The sequence below is a fragment of the Streptomyces sp. NPDC052052 genome (assembly GCF_040680455.1).
In the GTDB taxonomy this organism is placed as follows: Bacteria; Actinomycetota; Actinomycetes; order Streptomycetales; family Streptomycetaceae; genus Streptomyces.
The window spans coordinates 70,369-85,177 of sequence record NZ_JBFAWU010000001.1 but is presented as its reverse complement, the minus strand read 5'-3'; the positions used below and the strand labels follow the sequence as shown (position 1 = coordinate 85,177).

At 71.2% G+C, this 14,809-nt stretch carries 11 protein-coding genes; 9 read left to right on the top strand and 2 right to left on the bottom strand.

The window, feature by feature from the left end; all coding sequences use genetic code 11:
* Positions 1-40: 40 nt before the first annotated feature.
* Both AB0L71_RS00345 and AB0L71_RS00340 read left to right on the top strand, forming a co-directional pair.
* Positions 41-1,846 carry a phosphatidylglycerol lysyltransferase domain-containing protein gene (locus AB0L71_RS00345; protein WP_365236205.1) on the top strand — a complete coding sequence of 602 codons (1,806 nt, stop codon included), beginning with the start codon at positions 41-43 and terminating at the stop codon, positions 1,844-1,846.
* Entirely contained in the window at positions 1,843-2,574 is a 732-nt protein-coding gene (locus tag AB0L71_RS00340) for a hypothetical protein (RefSeq protein ID WP_365236203.1), read from the top strand. The genes AB0L71_RS00345 and AB0L71_RS00340 overlap by 4 nt, the downstream gene beginning before the upstream one ends.
* On the opposite strand, the gene AB0L71_RS00335 is transcribed toward AB0L71_RS00340, so the two are convergent.
* Positions 2,517-3,278: a hypothetical protein gene (locus AB0L71_RS00335; RefSeq protein ID WP_365236201.1), complete on the bottom strand. Its 762-nt coding sequence runs from the start codon at positions 3,276-3,278 to the stop codon at positions 2,517-2,519. The genes AB0L71_RS00340 and AB0L71_RS00335 overlap by 58 nt on opposite strands.
* Positions 3,279-3,366: 88 nt before the next feature.
* Between AB0L71_RS00335 and AB0L71_RS00330 the strand changes: the two genes are divergently transcribed.
* Complete coding sequence (locus AB0L71_RS00330; RefSeq protein WP_365236199.1) at positions 3,367-4,146, top strand: adenosylcobinamide-GDP ribazoletransferase; 780 nt, start codon at positions 3,367-3,369, stop codon at positions 4,144-4,146.
* Positions 4,147-4,196: 50 nt separating this feature from the next.
* Here AB0L71_RS00330 and AB0L71_RS00325 read toward each other — a convergent pair whose 3' ends face one another.
* A complete protein-coding gene (locus tag AB0L71_RS00325) occupies positions 4,197-5,039 on the bottom strand; it encodes an endo alpha-1,4 polygalactosaminidase (protein ID WP_365236197.1) in 843 nt (280 codons plus the stop codon).
* A 270-nt stretch (positions 5,040-5,309) separates the two neighbouring features.
* Between AB0L71_RS00325 and AB0L71_RS00320 the strand changes: the two genes are divergently transcribed.
* From AB0L71_RS00320 to AB0L71_RS00295, 6 genes are all read left to right on the top strand, one after another.
* Positions 5,310-6,866 (top strand): leucyl aminopeptidase, encoded by a 1,557-nt coding sequence (locus tag AB0L71_RS00320; protein WP_365236195.1) that lies wholly within the window; start codon positions 5,310-5,312, stop codon positions 6,864-6,866.
* A gap of 324 nt (positions 6,867-7,190) precedes the next feature.
* A complete protein-coding gene (gene lpdA / locus AB0L71_RS00315) occupies positions 7,191-8,579 on the top strand; it encodes a dihydrolipoyl dehydrogenase (RefSeq protein WP_365236193.1) in 1,389 nt (462 codons plus the stop codon).
* 59 nt (positions 8,580-8,638) lie between these two features.
* Complete coding sequence (gene sucB / locus AB0L71_RS00310) at positions 8,639-10,417, top strand: 2-oxoglutarate dehydrogenase, E2 component, dihydrolipoamide succinyltransferase (RefSeq protein WP_365236191.1); 1,779 nt, start codon at positions 8,639-8,641, stop codon at positions 10,415-10,417.
* Between the two features lie 147 nt (positions 10,418-10,564).
* The gene (locus tag AB0L71_RS00305) at positions 10,565-11,188 is read left to right on the top strand and encodes a GntR family transcriptional regulator (RefSeq protein ID WP_365236189.1); all 624 of its coding nucleotides are present in this window, start codon (positions 10,565-10,567) and stop codon (positions 11,186-11,188) included.
* A 257-nt stretch (positions 11,189-11,445) separates the two neighbouring features.
* The gene (gene aceE / locus AB0L71_RS00300; protein WP_365236187.1) at positions 11,446-14,115 is read left to right on the top strand and encodes a pyruvate dehydrogenase (acetyl-transferring), homodimeric type; all 2,670 of its coding nucleotides are present in this window, start codon (positions 11,446-11,448) and stop codon (positions 14,113-14,115) included.
* Positions 14,116-14,280: 165 nt separating this feature from the next.
* Complete coding sequence (locus tag AB0L71_RS00295; protein ID WP_365236755.1) at positions 14,281-14,802, top strand: DUF4240 domain-containing protein; 522 nt, start codon at positions 14,281-14,283, stop codon at positions 14,800-14,802.
* Positions 14,803-14,809 lie beyond the last annotated feature (7 nt).

Sequence of the window (14,809 nt, the reverse complement as noted above, 5' to 3'; positions counted from 1 at the left end):
AAGCCTCTCCCACAGCGCGACGCCCGATATGATCGCTTTCGTGGGAGAGGTCCGATTGGCCACCGAGGAATCCAGGCGGGTCGTCACCCGGCCGACGAGCACTGCCCGGTCACGCCATGGTGCCGCGTTCGCCATCTGGTACCTGCGCGTCGTGTCGTTCATCAATTTCCTGAGCGCCGTCTGGGTCACCCTCGGCAACGACCTGCGCCGCCACAACACCGCCAACTACTTCACCCCGTACCTGCTCACTGCGGGCTTCTCCTCCGGAGTGGTCGCACTCTTCCTCGCGATCACCATGCGCCGCCGCAAACGGGCCGCGTGGATCGTGAACATGGTGGTGAGCGGTCTTCTGCTGCTGCTCTTCCTCCTGGTGATGCCGTTCCCGGAGGTGCGGCAGTACCCGCAGAACTGGATCTCGCTGGCGCTGACCGCCGTCTTCGTCCTGGCGCTCGTGGTCGGCCGGCGCGAGTTCTACGCGAAGGGCGACCGGTCCAACCCGAAGCTGGCCGCGGCCGTCGCGGTCGGCGGGCTGCTGGTCACCTCGCTGATCGCCGCCGGACTGGTGACGCTCACCAACACCGCGCACGACGACTACCGTTCGTCCTTCCTGGACCGCTGGCACTACGGCGCCCTGCGCCTGGTCTCGGTCGCCGGCGACGGTGCCACCCTCCCCGGAATCACCACGCCGGGCTGGGTCGACGTCGTCATCAACATCCTCTCCACCCTGCTGCTGATCACCGTCGTGTACGCGGCGTTCCGGTCCCGCCGGGCCGTCGACCCGATCACCCCCGAGGACGAGCGCCGGTTGCGGGCACTGCTCGACGGACACGGCGACCGCGACTCGCTCGGCTACTTCGCACTGCGCCGGGACAAGAGCGTCGTCTGGTCGCCGACCGGGAAGGCCGCCGTCGCCTACCGGGTGGTCAGCGGGGTCTCGCTCGCCTCCGGTGATCCCCTCGGCGACCCGGAGGCCTGGCCCGGAGCGATCGAGCCGTGGCTGACCGAGGCCCGCGAGCACGGCTGGATCCCGGCGGTCATGGGCGTGAGCGAGGAGGGCGGAACCGTCTACGCACGCCACGGCCTCGACGCCCTGGAGCTGGGTGACGAAGCGATCGTGGAGACCGCCGAGTTCACCCTCGAAGGGCGCGCGATGCGCACCGTCCGCCAGGCGTACAACCGGGTCAGGCGCGCCGGGTACGGCGTGACCGTGCGCCGGCACGCCGACATCCCCGCCGACGAGATGGCCGAACTGGTACGGCGCGCCGACGACTGGCGCGACGGCGCGACCGAACGGGGTTTCTCGATGGCGCTGGGCCGGCTCGGTGATCCCGCCGACGGCCGGTGCGTGATGCTCGAATGCCGTGACGCGCCCGCCGAAGCGGACGGCGGGCCCGGCGAGTTGCGCGCCCTGCTGAGTTTCGTACCGTGGGGGCCGCACGGCCTCTCGCTGGACCTGATGCGCCGTGACCGGGACGCCGAGAACGGCCTGATGGAGTTCATGGTCATCGAACTCCTGCGGCGTGCGGAAGACATCGGCATCACCCAGGTCTCGCTGAATTTCGCCATGTTCCGCTCCGTCTTCGAACGGGGTTCGCGGCTCGGCGCCGGGCCGGTGCTGAGGCTGTGGCGCTCCCTGCTCAGCTTCTTCTCCCGCTGGTGGCAGATCGAGTCGCTCTACCGCGCCAACGCCAAGTACCGGCCGATCTGGGAACCGCGTTTCCTGCTCTTCGAGAGGAGCTCCGACCTGCTGCGCATCGGCCTCGCCGCGGGCCGTGCCGAGGGGTTCCTGGAGGCACCCGGGCTGCCCAAGTGGATGCACCGCTCGCAGCTCGGGGCCGGCGGATGAAACCCTTACCCGCACTGGGCGAAGCGGCTCGCCGCGAGTGGGGTCCCCTGCTGGGGACCGTACGCGCGGGGCTCGCGGACCACCGCCTGCGGGCGGTCCCCATGACGCTCGCCGCGGTCTGTCTGACGGCGCTGCTCCAGGTGGCGCAGAACCGGCCCTGGGGCTCCGGGGCGGTGCAGCAGCTCGGAGTGGTGCGGGCCGGGGACCCGTGGTGGGCGGCGCTGCTGCGCACTCCGTTGTCGCTGTTCGTCGCGGCGCCGGATCTGCCGGTATGGGGGGCGCTGGCGCAGATCCTGGTGGCGTTCGGGGCCGCCGAGATCTGCCTGGGCCGGTGGCGGACGCTCGTGATCGCGTACGGGGCGACGCTGGCCGGGACGCTGTACGCACGGATCGGCGTGGCCCTCGGTCCGGACGGTCCGATCGGGCTGCCCGCCTCCGATGCCCGGACCGTCGACACCGGGCCCTCGGCGGCGGTGGTCGGCCTCGCGGTCTACCTGTGCTGTGTCCACCGGGCCCGGTTCACCGCGGCGCTGGTGGTCGTGGCGATGAGCGTCGAACTGGCCGTCAGGAACAACCTGGCCGGCCAGGAGCACCTCGCGGCGATCACCGCGGTGCTCGTCCTGTACGCCTGCGCGGCCGGCCGGAACCGGTACCGGCAGCCGCGCCGCGATCAGGGCTTGCGGACGGGGGCCGGGACCCGGTCGGGTGCGCCGCCGATCAGATCGTGAAACTTCCGGCGCGGTCCCGCCCAGCGCAGATCGTGGTGGTAGGCGCGCAGCACCGCGTGGGCGCGGGCGCGGGGGCGGTGACGGTAGAAGTGCTTCGCCCACATCGAGGCCGGCCGGGCCAGCCGGATCGCCCCGATCAGAGCGGCGAACGGGACGAGGGTGCCGACGACCGCAAGCCGGAACTTGCCCTTGAACAGGGCGATCAGCACGACCAGGAAGTTGACGATCAGCGTGATGATGACGCCGATCCTGCCCTCCTGCTCGGTACGGCTCAGCTCGTGCACGCCGAGCGGGGAGAATCCGGCCAGGACCAGCAGCACCAGCGCCGCGGTGAGGATCACGACCTCCACGCTCTGGCGGCCCTGCTCCGACCAGTACACGTCGTCGAGGTGGAGGATCAGGGCGAACTCGTCCAGGACCAGGCCCGCCCCCACGCCGAAGATCACCGCACAGATCGCCGCGGCAACCCCCTCGCGGCCGGCGGCGACCGCCCCGAAGCCGCCGATGATGCTCAACACCACGCCGGGCACCACGTGGTGGATATGGAGTCCGCCGGGTGTGATGTTGCGGAACGGCCCCTTGCCCGCCCGGATCATCCGCGTGATGAACCGGGTGATGGCGAAGGCCAGCACGAACGCGGCCAGCGCGAGCAACAGGGGCAGCTTCCCCGGCTCGACGATGTTCTGCTCGAACCAGTGACCCATGCCACCCACTCCCCTTGAGCATCTTCTGTCCATATATATTGCGTTATGAACAATCTATCGGGGCGTCATACCGATTAGCCTGCGCGCCGTGACCTCCCTGAACAGCCATGGCCTTCGTTTCGCCTTCGGCACCCTGACCGTGCTCCCCGTCCGTGTCACCCGCTGGGACCGCCCGGCCGCCCGGAGCGGGATGCTGTGCGCCCCGGTCGCCGGTCTCGTCGTGGGGCTGCTCGCGGCGGCGGCCGGTTGTCTGGCGCTGCTGCTCGGCTCCGGTCCGCTGCTGGCCGCGGTCGCCTCCGCCGCCGTGCCCGCGGCGCTGACCCGCGGGCTGCATCTGGACGGGCTCGCGGACACCGCCGACGGCCTGGGCAGCGGCAGGCCCGCCGACGACGCCCTGCGGATCATGAAGCAGTCGGACATCGGGCCGTTCGGTGTGATCACCCTGCTCTTCGTGCTGCTGGCCCAGGTCGCGGTCCTCCAGCAGCTGTACGGGCAGGGCTGGGCGCACGGGGCGCTCGCGGCGGCCGTCTGCGCCGTCACGGCCCGGCTGGCGCTCACCCTGGCCTGCCGTCGGGGCGTACCGGCGGCCCGTCCGGAAGGGCTGGGCGCGGCGGTGGCCGGGACGGTCACGGTGCGGGCTGCCGCGGTGGCCGGCACCGTCGTGGTCGCGGCCTGTGCGGGTGCCGGCGCGCTCCTGGGCGGGTACGGGGCGCTGCACCACGCCGTCGCCGTGCTGGCCGGTCTCGGTGTCGCCCAGCTCCTGCTGCGCCGCTGTGTGCGCCGCTTCGGCGGGGTGACCGGCGATGTCTTCGGCGCGCTGGCGGAGACGGCCGCCACGGCGGCCGGGGTGGTGCTGGCGCTCGGCTGAGCACCTCCGCCCGGACCGGGCCGGACCCGGGTGCCGCCGGACTCCGGGCCTCAGCCGGCCCGGCCGGACCCCTTCGTCGGGCACTCCTGACGCCACACGCCCAGCTCGTACTTCTTGAGCAGCGAGCTGAGCCCCAGCCGCTTCGAGGTGGCGCAGAACCGGGCGACCGGCAGCTCGTACTCCACGTGGAAGACGGCCTTGCCCGCCTTCACGAACGGGCTGAGGGTCTCGCACTCCTTGTACTGTGCGCACTGCTCGTTGACCGCGAAGTCGAAGTCCGGTTCCAGTTCCGGGATCTGGCCGAGGTCGTTCTTCAGGCCGACGGCGAGCCCGTGGCGGTGGGCGATGCGGGCGATGAGCCGGTTGTAGCGCAGCTGGTCGGCAGCGGTCAGCGGGAAGCCGGTGCGGTTGCGGTATCCGTCCATGTTGTCGGGCTCCACCGCGTCGAAGCCCTTCTTCGCGCACATCGCGATCCGCGCCTCCATCAGCGGCTCCAGGATGTCCGTGCGGCGGATGTCGAGCCACCGCTCGCCCTCCCAGCCGTTGCCCTTGCCCCGTACCGAGGCGGGGAACTTCCCGGCGTCCGGACGGAAATCCTCCCAGGCGCCGGTGGACAGGTAGCAGATCACCTTGCGCCCCCGGCGGTGCAGATCGGCGACGGCCGAGGCGTCGTGGTCGAAGCCGTCGATGTCGTACACCGGGACGTCCACGGTGGGGTCCAGCCGGCCGGAGAGCTGCCACTGCCAGCCGAGGCCCGGCTCCGGCCGCCAGTGGGCCGTGCCATCCGGTTCCGGGGCCGAGGTGCAGGCGGCCAGCAGGGCCAGCAGAATCAGAACGGTGACCGCTGGAACCGGTCCCGGCCTCCGCACGTGTGCAGCCCCACGGGCACGCATGGTTCTCCCCCTGTAAGCCAGCTGTCGGTCAGCTGTCGGTCCGATGCCGCCAACGACCCTACTTGTACGTTCCGTTACGGCCGCACGGCCCCGCCCCTCACCGCCCCCGCGCCCGCGCACCGGACCGGGACTGGCCGCCGCGGTGATCCCGTCGCAAAGGCGCGCGTAGGCTCATTCCCGGCGCATTGCGGCGGCGTCTACGATGCGCCGGGCACGGTCGGCCCACCCCTCGGCCGAACACGAACTCAACGGAAGCGAGATTTCACCACCGTGACTGCTCTCACTCTCAGCACTGCCGGTGCGGCGACGCTGCGCGCCGACGCACTGGTCGTCGGCGTCGCCAAGGGCGCCGGCTCCAAGTCCGGGGACCTGGTCCTCGCACCGGGCGCCGAGGCCGCGGACAAGGCGTTCGACGGAAAGCTCGCCACCGTCCTGGAGGCCCTGGGCGCCGCGGGTGCCGAGGGCGAGGTGACCAAGCTCCCCGCACCCTCCGGTCTCAAGGTCCCGGTCGTCATCGCGGTCGGACTCGGCTCCGCCCCGGCCAAGGGTGAGCCGTACGACGCCGAGGCGCTGCGCCGCGCCGCGGGTTCGGCCGCCCGCGCCCTGAGCGGTGCGAAGAAGGCCGGTTTCGCGCTGCCCGTGGAGTCCGCCGAGGACGCCGGGGCGATCGCCGAGGGCGCGCTCCTCGGTGCGTACGCCTTCACCGCCTACCAGGGCGGCGAGAACAAGCTGGCGCCCAAGGGCAAGAAGAACGGCAACGGCGCGAAGCAGCCGCTCGCCGAGGTCGCCCTGCTCGGCGCCAAGCCGCGCGACAAGGCCTTCAAGGCGGCCGCCGAGCGTGCCGTCGCGGTCGTCGAGGAGATCAACCGCGCCCGCGACCTGATCAACACCCCGCCGAACGACCTGTACCCCGAGTCCTTCGCGGCCGTGGCCACCGCCGCGGGCAAGGAGCACGGCATCAAGGTGCAGGTTCTCGACGAGAAGGCCCTCGTCAAGGGCGGCTTCGGCGGCATCCTCGGCGTCGGCCAGGGCTCGTCCCACGGCCCGCGTCTGGTGAAGCTCGCCTACACGCACCCGAAGGCGGAGAAGACCCTGGCCCTGGTCGGCAAGGGCATCACCTACGACTCGGGCGGCATCTCGCTGAAGCCGGCCGGTCACAACGAGACGATGAAGTGCGACATGAGCGGCGCCGCCGCCGTGTTCGCGACGGTCGTCGCGGCCGCCCGTCTGGGTCTCCAGGTCAATGTCACCGGCTGGCTGGCGCTCGCCGAGAACATGCCGTCGGGCAGCGCGACCCGCCCGGGTGACGTGCTGCGCATGTACAGCGGCAAGACCGTCGAGGTCCTCAACACGGACGCCGAGGGCCGTCTGGTCCTCGCCGACGCGCTGACCCGCGCCTCCGAGGAGAACCCGGACGCGATCGTCGACGTGGCGACCCTGACCGGCGCGATGGTGCTGGCGCTGGGCAACCGCACCTTCGGCATCATGGCGAACGACGACGCCTTCCGCACCTCCATCCACGAGATCGCCGAGGAGGTCGGCGAGGCCTCCTGGCCGATGCCGCTCCCCGCCGACCTGCGCAAGGGAATGGACTCCCCGACCGCCGACATCGCCAACATGGGCGAGCGGATGGGCGGTGGCCTGGTGGCCGGTCTGTTCCTGAAGGAGTTCGTGGGCGAGGGCATCGCCTGGGCGCACCTGGACATCGCCGGCCCGGCGTTCCACGAGGGCGCACCGTACGGCTACACGCCGAAGGGGGGCACCGGTTCCGCGGTCCGCACCCTGGTGAAGCTGGCCGAGCGCACCGCTGCCGGCGACCTCGGCTGAGGACGTCCCGCACCGACCGGCCCCGGGCACACTGCCCGGGGCCGCAGGTGTTTTCCGTCTCGTCGCACCACGACGACGCCCGGTTTCGCTCTCGATGAAATCGGCGTGTCGCCGTACGGCGGCAGCCCCCCGGGACGGTTGATCATCCGTCTCAGACCCGGGCCCCGCGTCCCGCCCACCGTCAACAAGTGCGAAGATGGGTTCTCGGCAGGACAGGGCCCCACCAGAGGGCCGAATATCAAAGCGGCCGAACACCAGCCGACCGGCCGGTAATCCCCCAGCGACGGGGCCCGGCGTACGGCGCACATGCATGGAGGACGTGACGTGGCGAACGACGCCAGCACCGTTTTCGACCTAGTGATCCTCGGCGGTGGTAGCGGCGGTTACGCCGCGGCCCTGCGTGGGGCGCAGCTGGGCCTGGACGTCGCTCTGATCGAGAAGGGGAAGGTCGGCGGTACCTGCCTGCACAACGGCTGCATCCCCACGAAGGCCCTGCTGCACGCCGGTGAGATCGCCGACCAGGCACGCGAGGCCGACCAGTTCGGCGTCAAGGCCACCTTCGAGGGCATCGACATCGACGCCGTCCACAAGTACAAGGACGACGTGATCTCGGGCCTGTACAAGGGTCTGCAAGGTCTCATCGCCTCGCGCAAGGTCACCTACATCGAGGGCGAGGGCCGACTGTCCTCCCCCACCTCGGTGGACGTGAACGGCCGGCGCGTCGAGGGCCGCCACGTGCTGCTCGCGACCGGCTCCGTGCCGAAGTCGCTGCCGGGCCTGGAGATCGACGGCAACCGCATCATCTCCTCGGACCACGCGCTGAAGCTGGACCGGGTCCCGAAGTCCGCGATCGTGCTGGGCGGCGGCGTCATCGGCGTCGAGTTCGCCTCGGCGTGGACGTCCTTCGGCACCGACGTCACGATCGTCGAGGGCCTGAAGCACCTGGTCCCGGTCGAGGACGAGAACAGCTCGAAGCTGCTCGAGCGTGCCTTCCGCAAGCGCGGCATCAAGTTCAACCTCGGTACGTTCTTCCAGAGCGCCGAGTACACCCAGGACGGCGTCCGGGTGACCCTGGCCGACGGCAAGACCTTCGAGGCCGAGGTGCTGCTGGTCGCCATCGGCCGCGGCCCGGTCTCGCAGGGCCTGGGCTACGAGGAGGCCGGTGTCGCGATGGACCGCGGCTACGTCCTCGTCGACGAGTACATGCAGACCAACGTGCCCACCATCTCGGCCGTGGGCGACCTGGCCCCGACGCTCCAGCTCGCGCACGTCGGCTTCGCCGAGGGCATCCTGGTGGCGGAGCGGCTGGCCGGTCTGAAGACCGTCCCGATCGACTACGACGGTGTCCCGCGGGTGACGTACTGCCACCCCGAGGTCGCCTCCGTGGGCATCACCGAGGCCAAGGCCAAGGAGCTCTACGGCGCGGACAAGGTCGTCGCCCTGAAGTACAACCTCGCGGGCAACGGGAAGAGCAAGATCCTCAAGACCGCGGGCGAGATCAAGCTCGTCCAGGTCAAGGACGGTGCCGTGGTCGGCGTCCACATGGTCGGTGACCGTATGGGCGAGCAGGTCGGCGAAGCCCAGCTGATCTACAACTGGGAAGCGCTGCCCGCCGAGGTCGCGCAGCTCATCCACGCCCACCCGACCCAGAGCGAGGCGCTCGGCGAGGCCCACCTGGCCCTGGCCGGCAAGCCCCTGCACTCCCACGACTGATCAGTCGACCGAGCGCGACGACGACCACTACCGCACTTTCGTAAGGAGCAACCGAAACCATGTCGGTTTCCGTAACCCTTCCGGCGCTCGGCGAGAGCGTCACCGAGGGCACTGTCACCCGCTGGCTGAAGGCTGAGGGCGAGCGCGTCGAGGCCGACGAGCCGCTGCTCGAGGTCTCGACCGACAAGGTCGACACCGAGATCCCGGCCCCCGCCGCCGGCATTCTCTCCGCCATCAAGGTCGCCGAGGACGAGACCGTCGAGGTCGGCGCCGAGCTGGCCGTCATCGACGACGGCACGGGTGCGCCCGCTGCCGCTGCCGCCCCGGCCGCCGAGCCCGCCGCCGCCCCGGCTCCCGTGGCCGAGGCCCCGGTCCCCGCCGCCGCTCCGGCCCCCGTGGCCGAGGCCCCGGCCGCCGCCGCTCCGGCCGGTGGCGCCGCCGGTACCGACGTCACCCTTCCGGCGCTCGGCGAGAGCGTCACCGAGGGCACCGTCACCCGCTGGCTGAAGGAGGTCGGCGAGGAGGTCACGGAGGACGAGCCCCTCCTGGAGGTCTCCACGGACAAGGTCGACACCGAGATCCCGGCCCCGGTTTCCGGTGTGCTGCTGGAGATCGTCGTCGCCGAGGACGAGACCGCCGAGGTCGGCGCCAAGCTCGCCGTCATCGGTGCCGCCGGTGCCGCTCCGGTCGCCGCCCCGGCCCCGGCCGCTCCGGCCCCCGCCGCCGCTCCGGCTCCGGCCCCCGCCGCTGCCCCGGCGCCCGTCGCGGCCCCTGCCGCCCCCGCGCCGGCTCCGGCCCCGGTGGCGCCCGCCGCCCCGGCCGCCCCGGCCGCCCCGGCTCCGGCGCCCGCCGCCCCCGCCGCCCCCGCCGCCCCGGCGCCCGTCGCGGCCCCGGCCGCGGTCTCCGGTGACGAGGGCGCGTACGTCACGCCGCTGGTCCGCAAGCTCGCCGCCGAGAGCGGCGTCGAGCTGGGCTCGGTCAAGGGCACCGGTGTCGGTGGCCGTATCCGCAAGCAGGACGTCGTCGCCGCAGCGGAGGCCGCCAAGGCCGCCGCTGCCGTTCCGGCCCCCGCACCCGCGGCCGCGGCTGCGAAGGCGCCGAAGCTGGAGGTCTCCCCGCTGCGCGGTCAGACCGTCAAGATGACGCGCATGCGCAAGGTCATCGGCGACAACATGATGAAGGCCCTGCACTCGCAGGCCCAGCTGACCTCGGTCGTCGAGGTCGACGTCACCAAGCTGATGAAGCTGCGCGCCCGCGCCAAGGACGCGTTCGCCGCCCGCGAGGGCGTCAAGCTGTCCCCGATGCCGTTCTACGTCAAGGCGGCGGCCCAGGCGCTGAAGGCCCACCCGGTCATCAACGCCCGGATCAACGAGGACGAGGGCACCATCACGTACTTCGACTCGGAGAACATCGGCATCGCCGTGGACGCCGAGAAGGGTCTGATGACCCCGGTCATCAAGGGTGCGGGCGACCTGAACATCGCCGGTATCTCGAAGAAGACCGCCGAGCTGGCCGGCAAGGCCCGCGGTGGCGGCCTGACCCCGGACGACATGTCCGGTGCCACCTTCACCATCAGCAACACCGGCTCGCGCGGTGCGCTCTTCGACACCGTCATCGTGCCCCCGAACCAGGCAGCCATCCTGGGCATCGGTGCCACGGTCAAGCGTCCGGCGGTCATCGAGACCGAGGAGGGCACCGTCATCGGTGTCCGCGACATGACGTACCTGTCGCTCTCCTACGACCACCGTCTGGTGGACGGCGCGGACGCCGCCCGTTACCTGACCGCGGTCAAGGCGATCCTGGAGGCCGGCGAGTTCGAGGTCGAGCTCGGCCTCTGAGCACCCCTGCTGTAACCAGCCTCACCAGCGGCGCCCCCGTTCGGACCACTTCCGGGCGGGGGCGCCGCCGTATTGTCTAGGGACCACCGGTCGCGCCGGCAGCCGTGAGGGCGCAGCCGGCACCGGTTTGCCCGGAAGGAGCTCCTCATGACCCCGCCCGTCGTCCACTCGCTGCGCGAACAGATCCGCGAGCACATCGTGGACGGGATCGTCAGCGGGCGCTGGAAACCGGGTGAGCGCATCGTGGAGCGCCGGATCGCCACCGAACTGGAGGTCAGCCAGACCCCGGTGCGCGAGGCACTGCGGGAGCTGGAGACGCTCCGGCTGATCGAGTCGGCGCCCAACAAGGGCGTACGCGTCCGCAATCTCACGGCGGCCGACCTGGAGGAGAGCTATCCGGTCCGGGCTGGTCTGGAGCAGATCGCCGCGGAGCTGGCGGCCCCGGTCCTCGGTGAGGACTGCTCGCTCCTGACGCCGCACGTGGCGGCGCTCCACGAGGCGGACCGGCTGGCCGACGGCGAGGCGCAGGTGCGGCACACCGTGGCGTTCCACCGCGAGATGGTGCGGGCCGCCGGGAACGCCGTGCTCCTGCACACCTGGGAGGGCCTGGGCATCGAGGTGTTCACCGCCCTGTCGATCCGGTGGCTGGGCACGGTCCAGAAGTCGTACGCGGAGGAGCACCAGGCCCTCATCGACGCGTTCCTGCGGAAGGACCCGGACATCGGCATGCTGGTCAAGGCGCACGTGCTGGGCTGCGCACCGCGCGCCTGAGGCCTGCGCATCTGTCACCAGGGGCGCTCAGCCGTTCAGGCGAGTGCCCTTTTTCATGCGGTATGTCCCGTCACTCCGTGCCCTGTTTCGCGGCACTGGATGCCAATTTCTTCATATCAAGAAGTTTTGCCCTTCACGCTTTGATCGATCATCGATCGGAGACTTACAGTTCACTCCGCGGGCCCACCGGCCCCATCGCCCTGTCCTGCCCGTCAGGGCCCTTTCTCCACCCCCCTCCACTCCGGAAGGCGGCGATCATGACCGACCCCGTAGGAAAGCTTCCGAGCGAGCTCGACCAGCTCCCGGACCGCGACCCCGAGGAGACCGCTGAATGGGCGGCCTCCCTGGATGCCGTCACCAAGGCCGCCGGGCCGCATCGTGCCGCATACCTGATGCGTCGCTCGCTCCAGCACGCCGAGGGTGCCGGTCTCGCACTGCCGAAGCTGCTGGAGACCGATTACGTCAACTCCATCCCGACCGCCGCCGAGCCCGCGTTCGACGGCGATCTGGAGATGGAGTCCCGGATCACCGCCTGGAACCGCTGGAACGCGGCCGCGATGGTCACCCGCGGCGCCCGGTACGGCGTCGGCGGACACATCGCGACCTTCGCCTCCGCGGCCTGGCTCTACGAGACCGGCTTCAACCACTTCTTCCGCGGCAAGGAGGGGGACGGCTCCGGCGACCAGCTCTACGTGCAGGGCCACGCCTCCCCCGGCATCTACGCCCGCGCCTTCCTCGACGGCCGGCTCAGCGAGCAGCAGCTCGACAACTTCCGCCAGGAGGCAGGCGGTGACGGCCTGCCGTCCTACCCGCACCCCCGGCGGCTGCCCTGGCTGTGGGAGTTCCCCACCGTGTCGATGGGCCTCGGTCCGCTCTCGGCGATCTACCAGGCGCGCTTCAACCGCTATCTGGCCAACCGCAACATCAAGGACACCTCGAACTCGCACGTCTGGGCCTTCCTCGGTGACGGCGAGATGGACGAGCCCGAGTCGACCGCCGCCCTCGCCCTCGCGGCGCGGGAACAGCTCGACAACCTGACCTTCGTCATCAACTGCAACCTGCAGCGCCTCGACGGCCCGGTCCGCGCCAACTTCCGTGTGGTCCAGGAGCTCGAGGGTGCCTTCCGCGGCGCCGGCTGGAACGTCATCAAGACGCTCTGGGGCAACGCCTGGGACGAGCTCTTCCAGCTGGACACCACCGGTGCGCTGGTCCGCCGCCTCCGCGAGGTCCCGGACGCGCAGTTCCAGACGTACGCCACCCGCGACGTCGCGTACATCCGCGAGCACTTCTTCGGCGCCGAGCCCGCCCTCACCGAGATGGCGAAACTGCTCACCGACGCGAAGATCGCCGAGTGCTTCTACACCTCCCGCGGCGGCCACGAGGCCCGCAAGGTCTACGCGGCGTACAAGGCGGCCGTCGAGCACAAGGGCGCGCCGACCGTGATCCTCGCGCAGACGGTGAAGGGCTACACCCTGGGCAAGGGCTTCGAGTCCAAGAACGCCAACCACCAGATGAAGAAGCTGTCGATCGACGAGTTCAAGGGCATGCGCGAGCTGCTCGGACTCCCGATCCCGGACAGCGCCTTCGCGGACGGCCTGGTGCCCTACGGCCACCCGGGCGCGGACTCCCCCGAGGTCCGCTACCTCCAGGAGCGCCGCGCCGCCCTCGGCGGCCCCGCACCGGCCCGCCGGGTGCACGCGGTGGCCCTGCCCGAGCCTCAGGAGCGGGCGTTCGCCGCGCTGAAGAAGGGGTCCGGCAAGCAGGAGATGGCCACCACCATGGCCCTCGTGCGCCTGGTCAAGGACCTGATGCGGGACAAGGAGACCGGCAAGCGCTGGGTGCCGATCGTCCCGGACGAGGCCCGCACCTTCGGCATGGAGTCGCTGTTCCCGTCGGCCGGCATCTACTCGCCGCTGGGCCAGACGTACGAGCCGGTCGACCGCGACCAGCTGATGTACTACAAGGAGGCCAAGGACGGCCAGATCCTCAACGAGGGGATCACCGAGGCCGGCGCCATGGCCGACTTCATCGCCGCCGCCACGTCGTACGCGACGCACGGCGAGACGATGATCCCCTTCTACATCTTCTACTCGATGTTCGGCTGGCAGCGGACCGGCGACCAGATGTGGCAGCTCGCCGACCAGCTCGGCAAGGGCTTCATCGTCGGCGCGACGGCCGGCCGGACGACGCTGACCGGGGAGGGCCTCCAGCACGCGGACGGCCACTCGCACCTGATCGCGGCCACGAACCCCGCGTCGCTCAACTACGACCCGGCGTTCGCGTACGAGATCGCGGTGATCGTCAAGGACGGTCTGCGCAGGATGTACGGCCCCGATGCCGAGAACGTCTTCTACTACCTGACGGTCTACAACGAGCCGAAGCCCCAGCCCGCGATGCCGGAAGGCGTCGAGGAGGGCATCCTCAAGGGCCTCTACCGCTTCAAGGAGGGCACGCCCGCCACGGCGGACGCGCCGCGCCTCCAGCTGCTGGCCTCCGGTACGGCGATCCACTGGGCCCTGGAGGCACAGGAGCTGCTGGCCGCGGACTGGGGTGTGTCGGCCGATGTCTGGTCCGCCACCTCGTGGGGCGAGCTGCGCCGTGAGGCCCTGGAGTGCGACGAGGCGCTGCTCCACGGTGAGCAGCGGGTGCCGTACGTGACCCAGGCGCTGGAGGGCGCCCCGGGTCCGGTCCTCGCGGTCAGCGACTGGATGCGGCAGGTGCCGGACCAGATCAGCCCGTGGGTGGAGCAGGACTGGAGCTCGCTCGGCACGGACGGCTTCGGCCTCTCCGACACCCGCCCCGCGGCCCGCCGCCACTTCGGCGTCGACGCGCAGTCGATCACCGTAGCCGCCCTGGCCCAGCTGGCCCGCCGCGGCGAGGTGGCCGTGTCCGCGGTCAAGGAGGCCCGGGAGCGGTACGGGCTCTGACACGAGCAGGGCGGCAGCCGGGCACCCCGGCTGCCGCCGCAGCCCCGGACCCGGCGCAGCGCCCCCGGGCACACCGACCGGTGTGCCTGAGGGACCGTCCGCCGGCCCGGGGCTGCGTCGTGTCCGCGTGCAGGGCCCGCCGCCAGGGCCGATGCTTGTCCCGTGATGGACGAGACGCAGTTCTGGGAGATCATCGACAGCACCCGCGAGGCCGCCGGGGGCGATCCCGAGGAGCAGGCCGATCTGCTCGTCGAACGGCTGGTGCTGCTCGATCCCGACGCGGTGCTGGATTTCGCCAGGCACTTCGAGGCCCGGTATCACCGCGCCTACCTCTGGGAGTTGTGGGGGGCTGCCGCCGTACTGCTCGACGGAGCGAGCGAGGACGCCTTCGACTGCTTCCGTTACTGGCTGATCGGGCAGGGCCGGGAGGTCTTCGAGGGCGCTCTGCGGGATCCGGACAGCCTTGCCGAACTGCTCGACGGCTTCGACGAGGAGTTCGACGGGGACGCCGAGGATCTCGGCTACGCGGCCGACGAGGCGTACGAACGGCTCACCGGTGTCATCGCCCCGGACCTCGGCCTGCCACCCCAGGCCGCCGAGCCGGCCGGAACCCCCTTCGGCTTCGAGGACGAAACGGTCCTCGCGAAGCGCTTCCCCGCGCTCTGGGCCCGGTTCAAAGCCGGCTGAGGCCCCG

Excerpts from the sequence above, each read along its gene's own strand:
- AB0L71_RS00305 (WP_365236189.1), top strand. The coding sequence starts at position 10,565 with ATGACCCCGCCCGTCGTCCACTCGCTGCGCGAACAGATCCGCGAGCAC.
- sucB (WP_365236191.1), top strand. The coding sequence starts at position 8,639 with ATGTCGGTTTCCGTAACCCTTCCGGCGCTCGGCGAGAGCGTCACCGAG.
- AB0L71_RS00335 (WP_365236201.1), bottom strand. The coding sequence starts at position 3,278 with ATGGGTCACTGGTTCGAGCAGAACATCGTCGAGCCGGGGAAGCTGCCC.
- AB0L71_RS00325 (WP_365236197.1), bottom strand. The coding sequence starts at position 5,039 with ATGCGTGCCCGTGGGGCTGCACACGTGCGGAGGCCGGGACCGGTTCCA.
- AB0L71_RS00295 (WP_365236755.1), top strand. The coding sequence starts at position 14,281 with ATGGACGAGACGCAGTTCTGGGAGATCATCGACAGCACCCGCGAGGCC.
- AB0L71_RS00340 (WP_365236203.1), top strand. The coding sequence starts at position 1,843 with ATGAAACCCTTACCCGCACTGGGCGAAGCGGCTCGCCGCGAGTGGGGT.
- aceE (WP_365236187.1), top strand. The coding sequence starts at position 11,446 with ATGACCGACCCCGTAGGAAAGCTTCCGAGCGAGCTCGACCAGCTCCCG.